The following is a 22,776-nucleotide window of genomic DNA, read 5'->3' as shown; positions in this document are numbered from 1 at the left end:
ATCTACCCCTTAAGCTTCTGCAGTTGCTTTTTGTTCAGCTTTTGGTGAATTGGCTTGTTTTTGTTGTTCAGCTGCTTTTGGCGCTGTATTTTGACCTTCAGCTGCTTTTGGTTGATAAGGTTTGGCAGACACTTCTTGTCCTTCTTTCACCTTGGCAACACCATCAACAACAACCTTATCACCAGCCTGTAAGCCATCAGTTACAATCCAGTCTTGACCTTTTACACCTACGGTTGTGATTGGACGTGTCTCAATCGTACCTTTGGCATTGACCACTAAAGCAACGGCTTGACCTGTCGGTAAGCGTGATACGGCTGCCTGTGGAATCAGATATGCATTTGGCAAAATTCCTTGTGAGATTTTAGCCGTTGCATACATCCCTGGTAAGAGCAAGTGGTTTGGATTCGAGAACACTGCACGTAATGTCACTGTACCTGTATCAGGGTTCACACTTGCGTCAGAGAAGGCCAATTGACCTTCAACTGGATATTCTGAACCATCTTCAAGCGTGATTTTGACACGGGTATTGTTACTGTTGTTTAAACTGCCTTTGCTTAACTGTTGGCGTAGACGCAGTAATTCAGCACTCGATTGGTTGATATCAACATAGATTGGATCAAGTTGTTGAATCGTGACCAACGGATCTGCTTGATTGGCAGTGACCAATGCACCCGGTGTTACCGAAGAACGGCTAGACTGGCCTGAGATTGGCGCGCGAACTGTTGAGTAACCTAAAGTAATTTCTGCATTTTTCAATGCTGCTTCAGATGCTGCAACATCAGCTTCAGCCAATTTCACTTGCGCATTGATATCATCATATTCTTGTTTAGAAACCGCATTGGTTCCAACCAGTTGACGATAACGACCTTCTTTCACGCGTAATGCATTTAAGTTTGCTTGTTGACGCAATAAGGTTGCACGAGCATTGTCTGCTGTGGCACGGTTAGTATTGGCGTCAATTTGATAAAGCGCTTGACCTGCTTGAACGTAACTACCTTCAGCAAATAATCGTTTTAAGATCACGCCACCTGTTTGTGGACGAACTTCCGAGACTTGGTATGCTGAGGTTCGCCCTGACAGTTCGACGTTCTGTTCAACACTTTGTGGTTGAGCGACAATGACACCCACTTCTGGAGGCGGCATTTTTTGGGCAGCAGCAGCTTGCTGTGCATTTTTAGGGTCTTTGCTACAACCAACAAGCGCAATGCTTGTTGCTAATGCGCAAGCAGTGAGGGCAGGAGCCCAAAGCTTAGCCGACATCATTATTCCACCTCAATTTAGATTTTTTATCTAAAAACAAATTGTTGCTGAAAGTGCTTTGATACAGCCAAAACCAAAGCAACGAAGTCCAAATCAACCCAATTCCCCAACCGGCAAGTACGTCAGTTGGGTAGTGAACCCCCGCGTAAACTCTAGATATCCCCATGAAGATAAACCATAAAGTAGATACTAAAATGACACTGTTGCGATGTTTATATTGTTGACACAACAACATGGCTAAACTCGCAAGGGTTGCAGCATAAAGGCTATGGGCACTTGGGAAGGATGCGCCATAACTTTGAACCAAGTGATAAAACTCCATTGGTCTTGGTCGATCAATGCCCCATTTCAGAAGCCAACCAATCACAATACTGCCACTCACACTAAAAGAGATAAATATCACATTCTTATAATTTTTAATCCAAGTTTGGTAAAGACACAAAAATGTAGTTAAAAATAGTAAAAAAGGCATCCCACCGAGTCGAGAAAGCAGAATTGTTACATGATTAAGCGTAAATGAACGGTGTTCAAAAAAAGCTTGAACACTAAAAAGGTCTAAAGTTGATGCGTTGGAATTGATTAATCCAATCACACCGAGTCCTAAAAAAAAGCAACCAATACAAAGCAATAGGTACGGCATCCGCTACTCATTTTTTGCTTAACCAATGTTCAGGGTTGTTGAGTGTTTGAAAGTGTACTCGCGAGTACACTTTTGGTCAAGTCTTGAAATTTTATGATAATTTCATTTCTATGTTTTTTTAAGAGGCAGTAAAAAAACATAACAAAATTTGATGTATATCTCATTTTTAATTTGATCTTTTCATGTGTTAAAACAGCTTCTGTTCAACATAATTTTCTATCATGAATACTCTAGTTAGTCTTCTAGAGAACCTTCTAAAAAAGTAATTCAGCCAGATCAGAACATATAGATTTATATCGGCTTTTGGGATTTAAGTACAGCATTTAGAAATGAAGTGCTGTTTATGCATGGACAGTCTCAAGTTGCTGACCATAGGGATTTGAAAATAAATCGGCATAATTTAGATCTCTCTATTTAGCTTGAGATACTTATGCGTTGAGGTCATAGTATCTCCTGATCAAAGGCGATACCATGGCTGAGAAGTGGTCTATTGAAGAATAGACGCAGGGAATACCAACCCATTTAAACTATTTTTGGTTGGCTGATTATACGCAAAAATAGTTCAAATGTTAGACTTGTACTTTGATGATTTTTCTGTACAAGCTTAGTGGGATGTCGGGCTGTTTTTGCCTTGCTCTTCAACTTCGACGGGTTGTTTTGGAGGCCAGAAAAAATCACTTGGCCGAGTGAGGAAATGCGTAGTTACTAATTTTGCTAAAGGTTTCCACTGTGCAAAGCGAACTCGTCGTGCACGAAGTGCAACAATAATGGTCAGGGTAAAGCTAACAAATAAGTTGGTTAAACCAATCAGCATCACGCCAAGGAACGAGACTAAAATTAAACCGATGTCAGGGCTGCCAATGGTCATTAAACCTTGAATGAAGTTCGCTGAAGCAAAGGCGATGTGACGAATATCTAAAGGCAAGCCTAAGATGAATCCGATGGTTCCCATACTGCCAAGCATAATCCCGAACAGGAAGTTACCAGCCAATGCCCCGAGATTGGTTTCGATATAATTGGCAAATTTGTCTAAACGTTTTTGCCCCATCCAGCGTTTTAGGCTTCGATGCTGTTTTAAGCGAGGGCCGACTTTACGGTAGACCGCCAAGTTATCGAAATAACCTGCAATCAGGCCAGAGAAGAATAAGCAGACACCCGCAATTGCTGCATGTGGAACAGCTAAAGAGGTGAATGGATTCAGGCTGTGTAAGAGTGTGGCTGATTTGGCATGATTGAGTAAAGGTTCACCCAAATTGTATTGCCATAAATAGGTAATTAATGCCGCAGTCGGTATGGCAATCGAGATATTGCCTAAAATGGCAATAAACTGGGTTCGTATAATATTAATAATCAAGGCGGCCAGTTCTGCAATTTGTGCGGTTTTGCTACCTTTTTGCTGCTGTACGGTTGAAGCCAGCGCGGCTGCAGTCATGGCAGGCTGCTTGGTAGCAACGGTAAAGTGCAGTACATGAATCAGCATAAAACCAAGCGCATAGTTCATACTGTATAAAAAAGCATGACCAAACGGCGCCAGTACCAAACGCGCCGTTAAAATCTTGAGCGTTGCCATGGTGGCAATAATCGCACCGGCACCAGCCGCTGCTTTGTACATGCCAAAGAAGCCCGATTTGTCTGTACTTACGTAATGTTCACCCGTTTTACTGGCATTTTCCGTCACCTGTAAGGCAATTAACTCACTGGTTGAGGTGAGTAAATGACGGACACTTTTTTCATTATAGTGGGCTTTGGTTAAGTCTGTAATGAGTTTACCCAAGGCGGTATAGCGTGCATCATTTTTACTGGCTAATAACGTCAGTAGCAGTTCGATGCGGTCAATGGCTTGCTCTAGCAGCGACAATAAATAAGTCAGGCTGATACTGACACCAATCCGCTTGGTGGCGCGGCGAATTTTCAGCACGACTTCGCGGCATTGATCCAGCATCACAAAGGCTTGAGAGGCATCTGGTGGCGGTAAAACGGCAACTGCATCTTGGTCATCAATCTGTTTCTTATATTTTTCAATGAACTCTACAATTTCTCGGTTTTGTACCAGAAAAGGGGATTCATATTCAGTAATGTCGGGTTGTGCATTAATAAATTCAGGATAGAGGCCAATCCCGCTGATTCGATAGGATAATACAGTAATGGCTTTAATTAGCTCATTCTTTGAAATCTGCTTTTCAGTGGTATTGCTTTGACTTTCACCTAACAGGTTAAAGAGCGTAATCCAGTCCCGATTCTCAATCAGATCAAGCCATTCACTGTCATTTTCCTGATGAAAGACTTTTCCAATCAAGGTTTTGAGCTGTTGGCCATCTTCGACTAAAGGAAGGAAGTGTGCGCCTAAACGTTGTCCTAGCTGATTCCAGAAGCCATCCAGCGAGAGAATGCCGCTATCGGCATATAAACTAATCTGTTTATATTGGCTGATCAGTTTAAGCAAAAAATTCTGTACGAGAATTGCCGATGTTGGGGTCAGTAATAATATTTTGATCAACGCATGAATACGTTGTTTGACTTCATCTGCATCATTGGAATTTTTTGGGCGTATCCGATTGACCAGTTCAATCAGCAGTTGTTCGTCAAGAACAGCTTGAGGTTGGTCAAGCTGTTCCTGCATTTTTAAAAAAAGATCAGATACAGTTAATTGCATAGACAGTCAGAAAATTATTGTAGTCGATGTAAAGCCATTAAAGTCAAATTGATCAGTGCTTGGCGATATTCATTATCTGGTAGCGCTTTTAACGCCTCTAAAGCGGCATCCGTTTCTTGTTGTGCACGTTTTTGACAGTAATCTAGGCCACCTGAGTGATGAACAATTTCAATCACTTTATCTAAATGCTCCACGCCACCCGTTGCAATACTACGACGAATGATTTCGTGATCATCACCAGTTGAATGAGCTAATGCTGAAATTAACGGTAAAGTCGGTTTGCCTTCCATTAAATCATCACCAATATTTTTACCTAATGTTTCTGCATCAGAGGTGTAATCTAAAATATCGTCAATAATTTGAAAGGCATTACCAAAATGACCTGCGAAGCGACGCAAAGGTTCACGATATTCTTCCGTTCCTGCCAAAATTGCTGCGCCTTCTGTGGCGAGCTCAAATAGACGGGAGGTTTTACCATGGATAATTCTTAAATAGGTTTCTTCAGTGGTTTCTGGCTGGTGCTGAGATTGCAGCTGTAAGACTTCACCTTCTGCAATTTCACAGGTTCCCGTTGAAAAGTCTTTTAATAAGGTCATATTATTTAAATCGACCAATAAATCAAAAGCTCTTGAAATCAGGAAGTCACCCACTAAAACAGCAGTCTGGTTGTTCCAGGTTGCATTTGCAGTGGGGCGGCCACGACGTAGGCTCGATTCATCTACGACATCGTCATGCACCAAGGTTGCGGTATGCAGCATTTCAATCACGGCTGCCAAGTGTTGTGCTTGTTGCATATTGGCTAGACCGCAGGCACGCGCAGCGAGTAGGCACATGATCGGACGCATACGTTTACCGCCTGCTTCTACGACATGTTTGCTGACACTCATCACTAAACCGACTTTAGAGCTAATTCCTTCATTAATGAGGCGATCCATCGCAGCAAAATCTGTCGCAACAGGGGAGAGAATGTCTTGCTTAAAATCGATAACCATATGAAGAAAAACCTCGTATAGGTGGGTAATGTTGCCAAGTGTATCAATTAATCGACCACTTAACAGTTATACAGACTGTGTAATCCGTCATTTAAGACACGATGGTGAGTTTTTTGGTCTTAATTTAGACAGAAAAGAGCGTTTCCCACCGAATACCATCACTTTAATTATGGCGTTGTAAAAACACAGCTTGTTATCGTTGCAATTTGTTTTTAAAAATGTATTTCAAATCTTGATCAGAAGCAATCAAAACAGTTCGTCATCAATCTAATTGATTTTGCTGAAAAATCCAAGCAAGTTATCAATATCCATATGTTTATGTAAAATCACTTGTTGTTTGATCAATTTTCACTTAAAATTTGTCCCCTTGTATAACCCCAGTGGCGTTCGTCTTAAGATCGGTATATCCCTTTATCGGCACGACGACACGGGCAAGTTGGAGTACATTATGTACGCAGTAATCCAAAGCGGTGGTAAACAGCACCGTGTTGTTGAGGGTGAAACCCTTAAAGTAGAATTATTGAAAGCTGAAACTGGCGCGACTATTACGTTTGATGACGTATTAATGGTTGTTAACGGTGACAACATTCAAATCGGTGCTCCAGTTGTAGCTGGCGCAAAAGTAACTGCAGAAGTAGTTGGCCATGGTCGTCACGACAAAATCCGCATCATCAAAATGCGTCGTCGTAAACATTACCGTAAGCAACAAGGTCACCGTCAATGGTTTACCGAGTTGAAAATTACTGGTATCGCAGGCTAATACGAGGAGTAAATAGACATGGCAACTAAAAAAGCCGGTGGATCGACGAAGAACGGTCGTGATTCGAATCCTAAGATGTTAGGTGTTAAAGTTTACGGTGGTCAAACTGTAACTGCTGGTAACATCATCGTTCGTCAACGTGGTACAGAATTCCACGCTGGTGCAAATGTTGGTATGGGCCGTGACCATACTTTATTTGCTACTGCTGACGGCGTAGTAAAATTTGAAGTGAAAGGTCAATTTGGCCGTCGCTATGTAACTGTTGAAGCTTAAGTTTTAATAGTTCGAAAAACCCGCTTTTAGCGGGTTTTTTTATATGTACTGGATTTTTGCAGTATGGATTGGTTTTAAGATTTCCCAAAAGCCCCGCTTTTTAAATCCTCATAGGCCTGTAAAATTTCCGCATAACTGTTCATCACAAAAAAGCCATGTCCATTGATCGGCTCCTGCAAGGGTGGCGCAGATAAAAATAATAGATCACAATCTTCTAATGCCGTAATCGCAACATTGGTATCAAAGCTGGACATCACCGCTAAGGCTTGTTCTTGCAAGATGTCTTCATGTTTAGTGAATTGAAGCTTACCTTTACGGAGATAAATTAAAGTGCTGTCGCCATGCTGGGCAGGAAGTATTAACGGATGACCTTTATTTAAATGAACGTCTAAGACCTGCATCGGGCTAAATGTCTGGGCTATGCCCTGAATATTTTGAAACTGTCCCGCCACAACCCGCACATAGCCTGCATCTTGTTCGAGTGGTACTTTAGGGATGGTGTTATTCAATAAACTTTGATAACGCGGTGCAGACATCTTATCTTTTGCGGGAAGGTTGACCCACAATTGCAGCATTTCAAAGTATCCGCCCCGTTCACGAAAGGCGGGGCTAAAATGTTCTGTGTGCTGAATGCCAGAGGCTGCGGTCATCCATTGCACATCACCTTGTCCGATGATTCCGCCTTGCCCGGTTGAGTCTTGGTGTTGTAGTTCACCCGCAAACACAAAGGTCACGGTTTCAAAGCCGCGGTGTGGATGTTCATTCACGCCTTTTTTAGTACTTTTAGGTGCCAAGCGTCCTGGCCCTAGGTGATCTAGCAATAAAAAGGGGGAGGTGGTATTGCCCAGCTCTTGATAAGAAAACACGGAAAGGGCTGGATAAAAATCACCAATCGCAAATCGAGTGTCATTACGGTGAATAAAGGCAAGACTTTTCATGAATGATACAGGTTAAAATCATTGGCTTTTAGCTTAGCAAATGTTGATGGTTCGTCCAGATGAGACCTGATCAATAATTTTCCCTGATCGGACATTGACGAATGCCGTTGGTGAATGGTCGAAAAGTTAATTTTCGTTCTTACAATCTCTACATAAAGGCTGTAACTTCATACATAATGCAGAACTTTGCGACACGAATTACACAAAACCATTGCTTTTCTTCATTTTTTTAATGATCAAAAACAGTAAGATGTCGTCATACCAGTAGAAATCTGATAGAAGGTTGTTTTTATGAATTTCGTAAAAAAAATGGCTTATGCTGCAACGTTAAGTGCAATGACACTTGCTCCTGTTGTGAGTAGTCAGGTATTCGCTGCACCAGTCGCTGCATCGGCTCAGCAAGCCACGACCAGTTTGGTTCAACAGCTATCTGGCTTGCAACGATTCACTGCAGATTTTGAACAAACCACAAAAGTGGCAACCAGTAATAAAGCAGTACAAAAAAAGGGCTTAACTGCTCAACATATGAATCAGGCTTTTAAAGGGACCATGAAAGTTGAACGTCCCGGGAAGTTCTATTGGGAGACCACGAGTCCAGCAAAACAAACCATTGTGACTACGGGTAAAGTGGTGTGGATTTATGATCCAGACTTACAGCAAGCAGTACGTCAAAGCTTAGATGACCAAATTGCCAATACGCCTGCCTTGTTGTTGTCAGGTAATACCAATCAGATCATGCAGTCATATCGAGTGACTCAGCCGGACCGCACCAAGTTGTATTACACCTTATATCCAAAGCAGGAAGATGGGGCTTTCCAAAGTCTGACTATTAGTTTCGGGGCGAATAAAGCACCAAACTTGATGGTATTACAGGATTCTTTGGGTCAAACCACTTATGTACGTTTTAGCAATCTGAAAGTGAATCAGCCGATTCCAGCTTCTGTGTTTAATTTTACCCCACCTAAAGGCACCGATATTATTGATCAGTAATCGATTGCTTCATAAAAAAAGTCGCAACTGTTGCGGCTTTTTTTTATGAGCGAATCTTGGATACATTTTTTAATTTCATCTCTGGACAAGGCTTTGTATAGTGAAGAAAAACATCAGAGACTTGCATGACGATGAAGACTTCACAATTATCAAAAATGATTCCACTGCTCCCAATTCTGACAGTTGTTGCACTCGCGGGTTGCCAACCCAAAAAGGACAGTTCAGCGACAACGGAAAAAGTGGATATTCCATTGATTCATGCAAAAGTCGTGGCGGTTAAACTGCCAAAACAAAAAGTATGTTTGGAGGATGGCTGTACCACTTATGATTTACAAACGGTTGAAACCAATCAGAAATGGATTGATGACTATTTCGTAAACCGGATGAAAAAGGCCGAGCCGAATGCATTTTCCAATATTGCGGATCAAAAAGTAAAAGTTCCAGCGGATGAGCCATCGCAGAGTGAAAGCAGTACTTATGTGCGTTTTATTGGGCAAAACTATAATCTAGCGACTTTTGCGATCCAGACTTATTCCTATTCTGCGGGGGCGGCACATGGTATGTCACATCAAGAGTTTGTGAATTTTGATTTGAGCAATAAAAAACATATTACGGTCAGTGAGTTACTCAAGCCTGATATGAATACTAAGCTACGCGATGAGCTGTATGCATCCAATCAAAACTGGCTCGAAGACCATAGCATTAAGAAAGAGCAACTACAGGTCAGCGATAACTATTATTATGGTGTGAATGGTATCGTATTTGTCTATCCGCTGTATGAACTTGCGTCCTATGCTGAAGGCATGAGTGAATTGACGTTGCCATATTATGCTGCCAAACAGTTTGTGAAGGCGGAATATTTACCGAGCCTGCCTAAAGATCCAAACTAGTTCTTCTCCAGCATCTACATCTCAGGTGTAGATGCTGAGACTTTGTTGCCAATCGCTGTATTTTTTTAGGTTAAAGCCTTACACTATAGCCAGTTTTTTTCTCTATTCATGATTGATTATGATCGACCCAAAATTACTTAGAAATAATATCGAAGCAGTCAACGCTGCTTTGGCAAAACGTGGTATTCAGCTAAATGTGCAAGAGTGGGCTGATTTAGAAGCTCGCCGTAAAGATTTGCAATCCAAAGCTGAAAACTTGCAAGCTGAGCGTAATGCGGGTGCGAAACAAGTCGGTCAAATCAAAAAGTCGGGTGGAGATGCTTCTGAGATCATGGCGCGTATGGCGGCCATTGGTGATGAGATCAAAGCTGCAGAAGTGGCTTTGGCTGAGTTGCAAGCTGAGCTTGAGCAAAAATCATTGGCGATTCCAAACTTGCCAGATGAATCTGTTCCCTTTGGTAAAGATGAAAGTGATAACCTTGAAATCTTAAAATGGGGCACACCACGTCAATTTGATTTCGAGATCAAAGATCATACCGACCTTGGTGAAATGATGGGTGGTCTGGAGTTTGAAACTGCGACCAAATTAACAGGCTCACGTTTCAGTGTCTTGAAAGGTCCTTTGGCGCGTTTACAACGTGCTTTGGCTCAGTTCATGCTCGATACACATACGCTTAAAAATGGCTATACCGAAGCGTATGTGCCGTATTTAGTCAATGCAGACAGCTTACGTGGTACAGGTCAACTGCCTAAGTTTGAAGAAGACTTATTCAAGCTACAAGGTGAAAAAGAGTATTACCTGATTCCAACGGCTGAAGTGCCAGTGACCAACTTCGTTCGTGACGAAATTATTGATGCGGATCGTTTACCACTGAAATATTCAGCACATACGCCATGTTTCCGCAGTGAAGCGGGTTCTTATGGTCGTGATACCCGTGGTTTGATTCGCCAACACCAATTCGACAAGGTTGAAATGGTGCAAATCGTAAAACCAGAGCACTCTATGCAGGCACTTGAAGAATTGACTGCACATGCAGAGGGTATTTTGCAGGCATTAGGCTTACCGTACCGTAAGATTTTGCTCTGTGGTGGTGATATGGGCTTCGGTGCGGTTAAAACTTATGACCTAGAAGTCTGGGTGCCGAGCCAAGATACTTATCGTGAAATTTCAAGCTGCTCTAATATGGGCGATTTCCAAGCACGCCGTATGAAAGCACGCTACCGTGTCGATCAGAAGAAGGTTGAAATGGTGCATACCTTGAATGGTTCAGGTTTGGCAGTTGGTCGTACCTTGCTTGCGGTGATGGAAAACTATCAACGTGCTGATGGTTCAATCGAGATTCCAGAAGTTTTACGTCCATATATGGGCGGTGTTAGCTATATCGACTAAACTTTGCATCGAATGTGTGCATAGTTTTTGCTTGAGCTCAGTCAGATTGAAAATATAGAGGCGTCACGTGGAAATTTTCCCAATCTCTTTAAAGTTGCAGCAGCAACGTGGTCTGATTGTGGGTGGTGGGCATATTGCCTACCGCAAAGCAAGCCTGCTCGTCAAAGCTGGTGCAATCGTCGATGTGATTGCACCAGAGATCCTTCCTGAATTACGCCAACTGGTTGAGCAATCGACAGGGCAATATATTCAAGCGCCTTTTTCTGAAACCGTTTTGGCAACGCCTTATCGCTTGGTGATTGCTGCAACAGATCAGCCCGAAGTCAATAAAAGCGTATTTGAACAATGTGAACAGCGTAATCTGCTGGTGAATAGTGTTGATGATATTCCGCATTGTCGCTTTATGGTGCCTGCGATTATTGATCGCTCACCCTTGGTGATTTCGGTGGCTTCTAATGGCGCATCACCCGTGTTATCCAGACAGCTACGCACTCAGATTGAAACCATTGTGCCGCATGGCATGGGCAAATTGGCTGAGTTTTCAGGCCAGTGGCGTAAGCAAGTCAAAGCCAAAATTGTCAATCCAGATGAGCGTCGTATCTTCTGGGAAAACCTGTATGCCAGTCCGCTGAAAGAACAGGTTTTCAATGACAATATCGATGTAGCTAATGATCTGATTGAGCAGGCTTTAACAGAATGGACTGCGCCGAAAGGTGAGGTGTATTTGGTGGGAGCTGGGCCGGGTGATCCAGAATTGCTGACTTTAAAAGCCTTACGTTTGATGCAACAAGCCGATGTGGTGATTTATGACCGCTTGGTGTCAGCACCGATTCTAGATTTGTGTCGCCGAGATGCTGAAAAGATTTATGTGGGTAAAGCACGTTCTAATCACTCTGTTCCACAAGATGGTATCAACGCCTTATTGGTAGATTATGCGCAGCAAGGTAAACGTGTTTGTCGCTTAAAAGGCGGCGACCCCTTTATCTTTGGACGTGGTGGAGAAGAAATTCAAGAGTTGGTGGAAGCCAATGTGACGTTCCAAGTGGTGCCGGGAATTACCGCAGCTTCAGGTTGTTCGGCTTATGCGGGTATTCCACTGACCCATCGTGACTATGCGCAAAGTGTACGTTTCCTGACAGGGCATTTAAAAGAAGGCTCACCTGAGTTACCTTGGAATGAACTGGTCTATGAAAACCAAACTTTAGTTCTTTATATGGGGCTGGTCGGTTTGGAACGTATTTGTGAGCAATTGATAGCTCATGGCCAGCGTCCAAGCATGCCTGTGGCTTTAATTTCCAAAGGTACTACCCCTGAGCAAAAAGTGGTGGTGGGTACATTGGCGGACATCGCAACCAAAGTATCTGAACATCAGATCGTAGCGCCGACTTTAACCATTATTGGTGAAGTGGTGAGTCTACGTGAACAGTTAAAATGGCAATAAAATCCCTCCTTGCGGAGCTATAACCGTTCCTCACCTCTTTTTAAAGAGGGGAGTTCCTCCCTTTTTCAAAGGGAGGCTAGGAGGGATTATTAAAAGTAGAGAAAATTTGTGATTCATGTCGTTCTATATGAGCCTGAGATTCCAGCGAATACAGGTAATATCATTCGTTTATGTGCCAATACAGGTGCGCAGCTACATTTGGTTAAACCATTGGGTTTTGAGCTGGATGATAAGAAGTTGAAACGTGCAGGTTTGGATTACCACGAGTGGGCGAGAATGCAAATTTGGGACAATATCGAACTTTGTCTTGCCGACTTAAAAGCCAAAAGCGTCGAGCATGTCTTTCCGCTTACCACCAAAGGGACAGCGACACCACATACGGTTGATCTGAATCGTCCAGTTGCTTTGTTAATGGGGCCTGAAACCCGTGGTCTGCCAGAGCGGGTGCGTTTGATGTTCCCGCAAGAACAATGGATTCGTTTGCCGATGGCTGAAAATTCAAGAAGCTTAAACCTTTCGAATGCAACTGCCGTGATTGTCTATGAAGCGTGGCGACAACAGGGTTTTAAACAACTCTAGTTTCGCAGCTTAGAGATCACCATACGGGTTGGCCACAACCAACGTATAACCATTCAGATCTTTAAACCAAATCTCTCGGTGATGTGCATTGGGATTGTATTTGGGGCCTTCTAAAATTTCGACTTGATGGGTTTGTAAATTCTGTACAATCTCATCAAATTGAGCGCTTTCAAACCAAAGCAAAATGCCATTACCCATCACCCGTTTCGGATCTCCGATATGTGAGTGATCATGGGCTTGCCATTGATGCAGTTGCAGCACCATGCGCTGCTCAAACAGCAATTGTTCATATTCTCTGCCACCATGTCCGCTCTTTAAACCCAGTACGGTTTGATACCACAGGCTGGTTTTCTCGACATCGGCCACCGCAATCAAAGGCTGTGGGTACATACACACCTCACGGAATTATTCGAATTGTTGTTCCTGTATCGTATCAAAACGTTGTTGAGCGTAAATCACTTGTTCGATGTTACTTTCAGCCCAATCTTTGAGTTGGTACGCCATTTCTGCAACTTCCAGACCGAGTGGTGTGAGTGAATAATCCACCCGAATCGGTGCCGTGTCTTGTACTTGTCTTTGAATAAAGCCATCACGTTCCAGCATTTTTAGCTTCTGTGAAAGCACTTTAGGAGAGATGCCTTGAATGCTCTTTTTAAGTAAGTTGAAGTGTTGGGTATCTCGGGCGAGTGTATTGATAATCAACAAAACCCATTTGTCTGCAATTTTTTCAAAAAATAAACGAGCAGGACAATGTTGTTGATAAATATCATATTTTAATGCCTGATTCATAGCGACAACCCTCATTTCTACAATGTGATGCCCGTAGTTACCAATAGGTAACTAATTGACACCTAGTTTCTAAAATATATCATTAAATCGAACTTTTGAAAAATTTTGGATAATCCCATGACAAAAATTGCGGTTGTATATTTCTCTGGCTATGGCCATACCAAAGTGGTTGCTGAAACTTTTGCAGGCGCAATTGATGCCGCTTTGATTGAAATTGATCAGAATGGTGAGATCACAGAGCAAGACTGGCAGACTTTGAATGATGCACAGGGTATTGTTTTTGGCGCACCGACGTATATGGCGGCAACCCCTTGGCAGTTTAAGAAATTTGCCGATGCTTCTTCAAAAATTTGGTTTACCCGTGGCTGGCAAGATAAAGTTTTTGCAGGTTTTACAAACAGTGCGAGTTTGAATGGTGATAAGCAAGTGACCTTGATTCAATTACAAACCTTGGCTTCTCAGCATGGTGGTATTTGGGTGAGTTTGGGATTATTACCAGCCAATACCAAAGACGCGAAACGTGAAGATGTAAACAACTTAGGTGGCTCGGTTGGATTACTGGTTCAGTCACCATCGGATGCGAGTACCGATGAGATTCCGACAGGGGACTTGGAAACAGCGAAACTTTATGCAAAACGTGTGAAGTCGATTGTTGAAAAATTGCATGGTTGATTTTTATCTCAACAAACAAGCCCCTTGCATCGAGATGATGCAAAGGGCAATCTAGTTATTTAGGATGGAAACTTTTCGCTGTTACGATATCGTTATCTGTATTAATTAAAGCAAAGTTGGTATTTGTAATTTGTCCCCATGAATAACTTCGAGTGATTACGTTAGCTGAAACTTGTGTCATGCTGTTCATTGCGCCTGTGCAGGAAAAATAAGATGTAGCCTGACTTATAGATTGACCAATTTGTACTTGATTGAACTGTTGCTGAGTAGGTTCGCAATTGGAACGCTGTGTTGAGTTATTATAGGATTTAGTAGAAAGACTACCATTATCAAAGCTAAATAGTGTGAATTGTGACCCAACATGCCCCCAATTATAGGTAAGCTTAGACTCACTATTACTCACAGCCACAGCGCCTTGTAAAACGCCTTCGCAGCCCAATTGGCTTCTTGCTGTATTGTAATCGGAACCAAGATTCACGTTCATCCATTGTTCGGTTGTTGGTGTACAACTTGAGACACTACCAGATTTAGGCTTAAATGATTTGGTTGTGACTTGTCCATTACTGAAACCAAGTTGAACATAGTTTTGGTTGATTAAATTACCCCAGTGATAGGTGAGTTTTGGTGTGTTACCGACATCCGTAATATTCAGTAAAATGCCCTCACAGCCAATTTTAGTCATTGCTGTTTGATAGTTGTCGCCGATGCGGATATTGCTCCATGCAGATTGGCTTGGTTCACAGCTAGAGTTTTGATTTGAGCTGTTATAAGAAATTCCTGTTAATCGATTATTGTCAAAATTTAACACGAGAAATTGTTTGCTTGCAGTTCCCCAGTTATAGCTTGTTTGTATTGTATTATCTGAAACTGAAAGGCTATTGCCTGTTTGACCTTTACAGCCAATAATTTGTTCTACTTCACCACGGTTTAAACCTGTTTTTATTTGATTGAGAGCAGTACCTGTTGGGAAGCAGCTAGATTCTGGTTGTCGTTCTGGTACAAAGGTTTTACCTGTCATCCGATTATTCTGAAAATTTGCTGAAACACTATTAGTTTTAGTCAGTTCACCCCATAAATAGTTACTTTGGGTGACTCCATTTGCGACAACAGTATCGGATTTCCATACTCCATTACATCCTAGCTTAGTATTGCTTTGAGCCAGACTATCTCCCATTTTTAGTTGTAACCATTGATCATAAGTTAATGCACAATTTGTTGGTGTTGGTGTTGGTGTTGGTGTTGGTGTTGGTGTTGGTGTTGGTGTTGGTGTTGGTGTTGGTGTTGGTGTTGGTGTTGGCGTTGGCGTTGGCGTAGGTGCAGATTCAGACGAACTTGAACCTCCGCTACTACCAGAATCAAGCCAACAGGCACTAAGTGCTACAGAAAGTAGCGCAACGCTACTTCCTTTCACGATATTTTTCATTATTTTGAATCTCTCTGTTTTCCGGTGTTTAAAAAATCAAATTGATTTTTTATTTTTGAATTTTGTTAAATTTTTTTAATCATAATGCAGCTTTAAAAGAGAAATAAACAAAAGGCCTCATTAGGTTGTTATATTGGTTTTTAATGTTTTTATTCAGTATTTTTATCTCTGAAATCTTGGATAATTTTAATTTGTATTATTTTAAACTCACTCTATGAACAGCTTTTTCATTTTGATCGGGATGCAATCGCAGTCTTTATACAGTGCTTTTTAATCTCTCATTTAAAATAATAAAAAAGGCGCATTTAGCGCCTTTTTTATTACTTCACTAAATTAGTGTCTGTCATCAAATTCATTATGCTGTGGTGCATTGTATTTGAAGCCTTTGGTCTTGTAAGCAAGATAACCGACACCAATGACGGCCCAAGCCAAACCAATCTGTAACGCCAATTTGTCAATTTCCAGCCACATCATAAACACGCTGGCGAAACCGAGTGTTGGGATAATGATATAGCTGATAATGTCTTTTGGCGTCTTGTTCTTGCCATCTCTCAACGCATAGCGAGAAATCACCGAGAAGTTAACAAAGCTAAATGCAGTTAATGCACCAAAACTAATCAAGTTCACGATATGCTCAAGATCAAGGAAGCCAGCAGATAAAGCGACAACACCAACGATCAGGATATTGTAAGTTGGGGTGTGTAAACGTGGGCTAATATGACCGAATAATTTCTTATTGATCACGCCATCACGACCCATTACATACATTAAACGTGATACGCCTGCATGTGCCGAAATACCTGATGCCATCACGGCCACGACTGCAAAGTAGAGCACCATGGTCTTAAATGCCAGACTACCAATGGCTGCAACCATAACGGGTTGAGATTCATCCAGTGGGTTGAAATACGTATTCGGATTACTTGGGAAGTAAAGCTGAATAAAGTAGGTGCTGACAATGAAGATGATACCCGCAAGCAATGCTGTGGTGAAAATAGCACGTGGCAAGGTTTTCTCAGCATCTTTGGTTTCTTCTGCCAGCGAAGAAAGTGCATCAAAACCTGTAAACGAGAAGCAGAGTACGGTTGCACCTGCAATCAGTGCCCCGACAGAAGTCACTTCATTCCAGAATGGCGCAAGTGACCATAATTCAGCTTTGTCTGGATTGAGTGTGCCATCGGCATAAACGCCTTGTGTGAGCAAGATATAGACCTGATACACAAAGTAGAAAATCACACCGAGCTGGATCACCACAATGGTGCTGTTAAAACGTGCGACAAAACGTGCACCAAACAGGTTGATCACTGTCATCAATACAGTTAAACCAATCACCCAAATCCAGTTATTTACTTCTGGGAAGAGTGCTCTCAAATAAATATCTGCAAGAATGATATTCACCAGAGGAGAGAGCAAATAATCTAACCATGAAGACCAACCCACCATAAAACCAACATTAGGGTGAATCGACTTTTGGGCATAGGTATATGCAGAACCAGAAGACGGATAACGACGAATCATATGACCATAACTGATCGACGTTAAAAGAATTGCAACTAAGGCAAATATGTAGGAAGTCGGTACATGACCACCACTTCTTTCAGATACTAAACCAAACGTATCAAATAAAGTTAATGGTTGAATATAAGCTAAGCCAATAATGATGATGTGCCAAAGCACAAGATTCTTTTGCAGCTTCGCTGTTGGTTGAGTCCCAGATAAATTTGTCAACGGCGTTATCCTCATAATCGTTGATCAAAGATCAGCCATAGTGTTAAGGATCGTTTGAGACAAAAACGATCCCCCGTACAAAAAACGAAAGTGCGCCAATCTATCCTAAAACACTATAAATTGTCAGTACTTTTATGCTTTTTTTAGCAATTTTTTTGCCAATTGGGTAAATAAATAGATGAATAAAGATTCACTTAAAAATAAAAAGCCCCGATATTCAATCAATATCAGGGCTTTTAAGCAGGAATATTTGATTTAACTCAATGTATTACCATGCTTTTTGTAAGATTGCACGAATGTCTTGCAAGTTTGCTTCTTTCGGGTTGTAAATGATGGAACCATCATTCAGTGCCTTGTCAGCCACTTCATCCAGTTGTGCTTCAGTGACTTTACCAGTTTCACGTAACGTACGCGGCAGTTTGGTCAAGCTGAATAAACGATCACGCATCGCTAAAATTGTGGCAATGGCTTTGTCTGCACGTAGGCTGGCTGGCGTTTGTGCATAAATATCAGCACCTGCAAGTGGTAGCAGTAACTCACCAATCTTGTCGCCATTGATTTCTTTGTTGTATTCCAGCACGTAGGGAAGGAATAAGTTCATGCATAGGCCGTGGGGCAGGTGTGCAACAGCACCAAGTGCATGACCCAATGAGTGAACTAAGCCCACCATTGAATTGGAGAAAGCAATCCCAGCCATGGTAGATGCTTGCGCAAGTTCTAAACGGCCTTGTGCATCGCTTGGATTATCTAGAACTTTGAACAGGTTTTCACTGATCTTTTTAATGCCTGCACTGGCATAGGCATCACTGAGTGGGTTGGCAGCTAAGCAGGTATAGGCCTCAACACAGTGCGTCAGTGCATCCATGCCCGTCATGGCCGTAAGATGCGGCGGTAAAGTTTGGGTCATGCGTGGATCAAGAATCGCCGCATGTGGCATCAAGTAATAAGAGGCAAAAGCCAGTTTGACATTGCGTTGCGTATCCGATACCACAGCCACCATAGTGACTTCCGAGCCTGTACCAGAGGTGGTTGGAATCACGAAGAATGGTTTTAGTGGCTTTGGTAGATTGTGTGCACCTGAATATTGCAATAAATCATCACCACCTTCAGACACCAAGATATTGGTTGCTTTAGAGGTATCGATGACTGAGCCACCGCCAATTGCAATGATCGCATCACATTTTTGCTTGCGGTACAGTTCTGCGGCTAAGCGAACCACTTCCAAGCTTGAATCGGGTGGAACATCATCAAAGATCGCACCAATCACCGCATCCGTGGTGCTGAATGCTGCTTCGATTGGGCTGAGTAAACCATTGGCACGCACACCTTTATCAGTAATGATCATGGGGCGTTTTGCGCCAAGTGTCGCAAGTTCAAACGGGATATGCTCTAAGGCAGCGTTACCAGCAATGACTTTTACAGGACAGAAAAACTCGTAATAAGGCTTAGCCATGTTATGCGCTCCGTTTCAGATATGATTTTGCGACTTTAAGATAGATATTTTTAGCACCCGTGAATTTTTCTTTTAATGTTAATTCAGCAGGGTAGCGTTTGACTGCAAGTGAAGCGATTAGCTTAGGTAAGATCAGGGCTTCCATTTTGTTCAAGCAACGCACCAGACGGATGGCACTTGAGACATCACCATCGGCAATCATGCGGTCATTGGCAAAGGCTTGTGCGGTACTTTCCTGGAAGGAAAACACCAAAAAGGCATGGGTTAAATGCTTGAAGGTAATGGTTAAATCAGGCTTGCCTTTGTAATTGGACAACAGCTCTAATTGTTTTTCTTCGGTTACTCGAGCAACGAATGCGGGGCCATTCGGGAAAACATTCATTGAAAGGATAAAACCAACAGAGAACTTGGATACTTCCTGTTGTACTTCATCATCCACTTGGCTTGCCATCACGAGGCCACGACCCACAACATCCATCATGAGTTTGACGTAGGCAAATTGCAAGGTGGGCTTCACGGCTTTGGTTGAAATCACTTGCTTATCCCTTGTTAAAATTATGCAAAAGCTAATTTAGAGTATTTACTCTAATTTATTTTTATAGAATTGAAAAGCAAATTATTCAGATTTGACTATAGGGTCATTAAAGAGCTGGGTATTTTTTAAATAACCCACAAAATCCGCGCAGAGTTGTTCAAAGCTTGGGTAATCTTGCAGCAAGTCTTGTAAACGCACCATTTCCAAGCCTGCGTAACCACATGGATTGATAGTTTGAAAGCCAGTGAGGTCACAGTCGATATTCAGGGCAAGGCCATGATAACTACGACCACGACGGATTTTAAAACCTAAGGAGCCGATTTTGCGTTCATCCACATACACGCCCGGCGCATCGGGTTTGGCATAGGCATGGATGTTGTATTGTTTGAGCAGATCAATCATGGCTTGTTCTGCAAAACTAACCAAGGTACGGACATGCCATTTCAAGCGATTCAGGTCTAACAGGAAATAGGCAACCAATTGACCTTTGCCATGCCAAGTGACCTGTCCACCACGATCGGTGTGTACAACTGGTAAATTACTGTGCATCAGAATATGCTCTGCTTTACCTGCTTGTCCTTGGGTCAAGACATCTTGATGTTGTAGCAGCCAAACTTCATCAGGGGTGTTTTCATCACGATGGGTTGTGAAGTCTTTCATGGCTTCAAAACGAGTCGTGTAATCTTGTAGATCTTTAAAACAACGAATGATTAAAGTCGGTTTTGCAGCGCTCATTACAGCAGAATTTCCTTGGCAGCTTTGAATAGATCGATAGTTGAATTATGGAATGATTTGAGTCAGATAAATAGGGATGGATTGAAAAGACGTGCTTTATTTTTTATTGCAAAAAAAATCCAAAACACTTTCGCATTTTGGATTTCTTGATTAAAGCGCTGTCTTAATTAAAGGACAGGCTGCAAGATCAGCATATAAGGCATGAACTTGTTCTAACTCCTCAAAGCGTAATTGCGCAGTTAAAGAGTGATATTTACCTGTACGTGAAGGCTGAACTTTTACTGTGCCGCCATCAAATTCAGGGAAGTGCTTCTGCAAAATATCAACAACAGCTACTCGAAGTTCATCCCCAGCATCACCAATCAATTTGATTGGATAGTCCATTGGGAAAACCCAAAGATGTTCTTGTAATTCACGAGAAGGAGTGCGGTCTAACATGAGCAACCTCTTAATTTGAAACGCCTGCATCAGTGCAGGCGCTTATGATCTAATACATAGATGGGGATGAAGTGTTGAACTTCAAGTCTTGCATCAGAGCAATGCATGGCACTGCTCAAGCTACAAGATTTCCCAAAAAATTAGTCATTTTCCAAGAATGAACGTAAGTGTTCAGAGCGAGAAGGATGACGAAGCTTGCGTAATGCTTTCGCTTCAATCTGACGGATACGCTCACGCGTTACGTCAAACTGTTTACCTACTTCTTCTAAAGTATGATCGGTTGGCATATCAATACCAAAACGCATTTTCAATACTTTCGCTTCACGTTCAGTTAAGTTTTCAAGTACTTCACGGGTCGCTTCTTTTAAGCCTTCTGAGGTCGCAGCATCCACTGGTGATGTGATGTTTGAGTCCTCAATGAAGTCACCAAGATGCGAATCTTCATCATCACCGATTGGTGTTTCCATCGAAATCGGTTCTTTTGCGATCTTAAGTACTTTACGAACTTTAACTTCGTCCATTTCCAGACGCTCACCTAATTCTTCAGGTGTAGGCTCACGGCCCATTTCTTGAAGAAGTTGACGAGAGACACGATTGATCTTGTTGATGGTCTCAATCATGTGTACTGGAATACGAATGGTACGTGCCTGATCCGCAATCGAACGTGTGATCGCCTGACGAATCCACCAAGTTGCATAGGTCGAGAATTTATAACCACGACGGTATTCAAACTTGTCTACGGCTTTCATCAAACCGATGTTACCTTCTTGAATCAAGTCAAGGAACTGTAAGCCACGGTTGGTATATTTTTTCGCAATCGAAATGACCAAACGTAAGTTCGCTTCAACCATTTCTTTCTTGGCACGGCGAGCTTTCGCTTCACCAACCGCCATACGTTTAGAGATATCTTTGATATCTTTCACGTTCAAACCAAGGTCTTTTTCGATATCGGCAATCTTTTGCTGGAATGCCAACACGTCTGGACGAACTTTTTCCAAATGTGCTTTGGTTTCGGCAGGTGCTTTCGCGATTTGCTCATCTAACCAAGCTGGATTTGATTCTTGCTCAGGGAAGGTGGTACGGAACTGGTTACGGTCCATACGGCCACGACGCACTGCATAACGCATGATTTCACGTTCATTTGAACGGATTTGCTCATGTGTACCACGAATCATTTCTGAAATGATGTCAAATAAACGTGGCGTGAATTTGAACATCATAAACACGGCAGCAAGTGCTTCAAGGGCAGCTTTTGCTTCTTCGCTATTGCGACCATGTTTTGCTACAACAGATTTGGTTTCATTCCAAGCTGCTTCCAATTCCGAGAAGCGAACTTTGGCAACTTCTGGATCTGGACCTGAATCACCTTCAGAATCATCATCACCTTCAGATTCTTCTTCTTCATCGTCATCATCAAGCTTGACATCTTTGCCTTTAGAAGAAGAACTATCTTCTTCTTCAATTTCAGCTTCTTCTTCAAGAACTTCAGGAATATCTTCGTCAGTTTCTGGGTCTAAATAACCAGAGAGAATATCGGCAAGACGACGCTCGCCAGTTAAAAAGTCATTATATTCTTGTAAAACAACTTCAACAGCATTTGGCCAGTAAGCAATCGAATGTAAAACGTCACGAATACCTTCTTCGATACGTTTTGCAATGCTAATTTCGCCTTCACGTGTAAGAAGTTCAACCGTACCCATTTCACGCATATACATACGTACAGGGTCTGTGGTACGACCAGGCTCACTTTCAACCGATGCTAATACGGCAGCAGCTTCTTCTTCGGCAACTTCATCAGCTGCTTCAGTTGATTCACCAAACATGGTGTCGTCAGTTTCAGGCGCACGTTCATGCACTGGAATACCAACGTCTTGAAGCATCTGGATGATGTCTTCAATCTGCTCACTTTCCGTAATTGAGTCTGGTAGATGATCGTTAACCTCAGCGTAAGTTAAATAACCTTGTTCTTTGCCTCGGCTAATCAGAGCCGCTACTTGCGAAGTAGGGGAATTCATATCGCTCATCTTTGCTTACTCTTTTGTTGAATCTGTGGCGGTGAAAAACCGTGCATGATAGCACAATTCACGATGAATGTTTTGGATTTGATCCGTTTGCCTTAAATAAAAAATTGATTTGCTTTCACGTTTGTTACTTGAATATGGGGTTAAGTCATATTTTTTCAAGAGCAATTCCTACT

At 42.2% G+C, this 22,776-nt stretch carries 22 protein-coding genes; 8 read left to right on the top strand and 14 right to left on the bottom strand.

Translation table 11 applies throughout. The annotated features are described in order from the left end of the window. Positions 1–9: 9 nt before the first annotated feature. The 4 genes from F907_RS17150 to sdsA all read right to left on the bottom strand — a co-directional run bounded on the left by F907_RS17150 (position 10) and on the right by sdsA (position 5,545). A complete protein-coding gene (locus tag F907_RS17150) occupies positions 10–1,263 on the bottom strand; it encodes an efflux RND transporter periplasmic adaptor subunit (protein ID WP_005269587.1) in 1,254 nt (417 codons plus the stop codon). Continuing rightward, the gene (locus F907_RS17155) at positions 1,250–1,900 is read right to left on the bottom strand and encodes a phosphatase PAP2 family protein (RefSeq protein WP_016651041.1); all 651 of its coding nucleotides are present in this window, start codon (positions 1,898–1,900) and stop codon (positions 1,250–1,252) included. The genes F907_RS17150 and F907_RS17155 overlap by 14 nt, the downstream gene beginning before the upstream one ends. A gap of 604 nt (positions 1,901–2,504) precedes the next feature. Then, positions 2,505–4,553, bottom strand: a complete 2,049-nt coding sequence (locus F907_RS17160; protein WP_016651040.1) for a site-specific recombinase — start codon at positions 4,551–4,553, stop codon at positions 2,505–2,507. A gap of 14 nt (positions 4,554–4,567) precedes the next feature. Further along, entirely contained in the window at positions 4,568–5,545 is a 978-nt protein-coding gene (sdsA, locus tag F907_RS17165; protein WP_005269593.1) for an All-trans-nonaprenyl-diphosphate synthase, read from the bottom strand. 448 nt (positions 5,546–5,993) lie between these two features. On the opposite strand from sdsA, the gene rplU reads away from it, so the two are divergent. Together rplU and rpmA are read left to right on the top strand one after the other, a co-directional pair. Further along, positions 5,994–6,305, top strand: a complete 312-nt coding sequence (gene rplU / locus F907_RS17170) for a 50S ribosomal protein L21 (RefSeq protein WP_004652230.1) — start codon at positions 5,994–5,996, stop codon at positions 6,303–6,305. Between the two features lie 18 nt (positions 6,306–6,323). Next, complete coding sequence (gene rpmA, locus F907_RS17175; RefSeq protein ID WP_004640422.1) at positions 6,324–6,578, top strand: 50S ribosomal protein L27; 255 nt, start codon at positions 6,324–6,326, stop codon at positions 6,576–6,578. 74 nt (positions 6,579–6,652) lie between these two features. Here the strand turns inward: rpmA and F907_RS17180 are convergent, their stop codons facing one another. After that, positions 6,653–7,516, bottom strand: a complete 864-nt coding sequence (locus F907_RS17180; RefSeq protein WP_016651038.1) for a pirin family protein — start codon at positions 7,514–7,516, stop codon at positions 6,653–6,655. A 291-nt stretch (positions 7,517–7,807) separates the two neighbouring features. On the opposite strand from F907_RS17180, the gene lolA reads away from it, so the two are divergent. The 5 genes from lolA (at position 7,808) to F907_RS17205 (ending at position 12,806) form a co-directional block, all read left to right on the top strand. Then, complete coding sequence (lolA, locus tag F907_RS17185) at positions 7,808–8,506, top strand: outer membrane lipoprotein periplasmic chaperone LolA (protein ID WP_016651037.1); 699 nt, start codon at positions 7,808–7,810, stop codon at positions 8,504–8,506. 125 nt (positions 8,507–8,631) lie between these two features. Then, on the top strand, positions 8,632–9,396 hold the full coding sequence (locus F907_RS17190; protein WP_005243832.1) for an RsiV family protein: 765 nt from the start codon (positions 8,632–8,634) through the stop codon (positions 9,394–9,396). A gap of 118 nt (positions 9,397–9,514) precedes the next feature. Beyond that, entirely contained in the window at positions 9,515–10,786 is a 1,272-nt protein-coding gene (gene serS, locus F907_RS17195; RefSeq protein ID WP_016651036.1) for a serine--tRNA ligase, read from the top strand. Positions 10,787–10,853: 67 nt separating this feature from the next. Then, entirely contained in the window at positions 10,854–12,227 is a 1,374-nt protein-coding gene (gene cysG / locus F907_RS17200) for a siroheme synthase CysG (RefSeq protein ID WP_016651035.1), read from the top strand. Between the two features lie 108 nt (positions 12,228–12,335). Next, positions 12,336–12,806 (top strand): tRNA (cytidine(34)-2'-O)-methyltransferase, encoded by a 471-nt coding sequence (locus tag F907_RS17205; protein ID WP_016651034.1) that lies wholly within the window; start codon positions 12,336–12,338, stop codon positions 12,804–12,806. A 9-nt stretch (positions 12,807–12,815) separates the two neighbouring features. Here F907_RS17205 and F907_RS17210 read toward each other — a convergent pair whose 3' ends face one another. Next, a complete protein-coding gene (locus tag F907_RS17210; RefSeq protein ID WP_016651033.1) occupies positions 12,816–13,196 on the bottom strand; it encodes a VOC family protein in 381 nt (126 codons plus the stop codon). A gap of 15 nt (positions 13,197–13,211) precedes the next feature. Continuing rightward, the gene (locus tag F907_RS17215; RefSeq protein WP_016651032.1) at positions 13,212–13,595 is read right to left on the bottom strand and encodes a winged helix-turn-helix transcriptional regulator; all 384 of its coding nucleotides are present in this window, start codon (positions 13,593–13,595) and stop codon (positions 13,212–13,214) included. Positions 13,596–13,712: 117 nt separating this feature from the next. Between F907_RS17215 and F907_RS17220 the strand changes: the two genes are divergently transcribed. Further along, positions 13,713–14,267: a flavodoxin family protein gene (locus F907_RS17220; RefSeq protein ID WP_005269623.1), complete on the top strand. Its 555-nt coding sequence runs from the start codon at positions 13,713–13,715 to the stop codon at positions 14,265–14,267. Between the two features lie 55 nt (positions 14,268–14,322). Here the strand turns inward: F907_RS17220 and F907_RS19160 are convergent, their stop codons facing one another. The 7 genes from F907_RS19160 to rpoD form a co-directional block, all read right to left on the bottom strand. Then, positions 14,323–15,690: a hypothetical protein gene (locus F907_RS19160; protein ID WP_016651031.1), complete on the bottom strand. Its 1,368-nt coding sequence runs from the start codon at positions 15,688–15,690 to the stop codon at positions 14,323–14,325. Between the two features lie 333 nt (positions 15,691–16,023). Continuing rightward, on the bottom strand, positions 16,024–17,418 hold the full coding sequence (locus tag F907_RS17230; RefSeq protein WP_016651030.1) for an APC family permease: 1,395 nt from the start codon (positions 17,416–17,418) through the stop codon (positions 16,024–16,026). A gap of 268 nt (positions 17,419–17,686) precedes the next feature. After that, positions 17,687–18,871 carry an iron-containing alcohol dehydrogenase gene (locus F907_RS17235; protein ID WP_005269629.1) on the bottom strand — a complete coding sequence of 395 codons (1,185 nt, stop codon included), beginning with the start codon at positions 18,869–18,871 and terminating at the stop codon, positions 17,687–17,689. Between the two features lies 1 nt (position 18,872). Next, the gene (locus F907_RS17240; protein ID WP_016651029.1) at positions 18,873–19,406 is read right to left on the bottom strand and encodes a hypothetical protein; all 534 of its coding nucleotides are present in this window, start codon (positions 19,404–19,406) and stop codon (positions 18,873–18,875) included. Positions 19,407–19,487: 81 nt separating this feature from the next. After that, positions 19,488–20,141 carry a lipoyl(octanoyl) transferase LipB gene (lipB, locus tag F907_RS17245; protein ID WP_005269631.1) on the bottom strand — a complete coding sequence of 218 codons (654 nt, stop codon included), beginning with the start codon at positions 20,139–20,141 and terminating at the stop codon, positions 19,488–19,490. A 150-nt stretch (positions 20,142–20,291) separates the two neighbouring features. Then, a complete protein-coding gene (locus tag F907_RS17250; RefSeq protein WP_005269633.1) occupies positions 20,292–20,579 on the bottom strand; it encodes a YbeD family protein in 288 nt (95 codons plus the stop codon). 140 nt (positions 20,580–20,719) lie between these two features. Beyond that, the gene (gene rpoD, locus F907_RS17255) at positions 20,720–22,603 is read right to left on the bottom strand and encodes an RNA polymerase sigma factor RpoD (protein WP_005243800.1); all 1,884 of its coding nucleotides are present in this window, start codon (positions 22,601–22,603) and stop codon (positions 20,720–20,722) included. Positions 22,604–22,776: the final 173 nt, after the last annotated feature.

It is taken from the genome of Acinetobacter colistiniresistens (assembly GCF_000413935.1).
In the GTDB taxonomy this organism is placed as follows: Bacteria; Pseudomonadota; Gammaproteobacteria; order Pseudomonadales; family Moraxellaceae; genus Acinetobacter; species Acinetobacter colistiniresistens.
The sequence above is the reverse complement of the archived record's forward strand: the minus strand, read 5'-3'. Positions and strand labels throughout refer to the sequence as shown.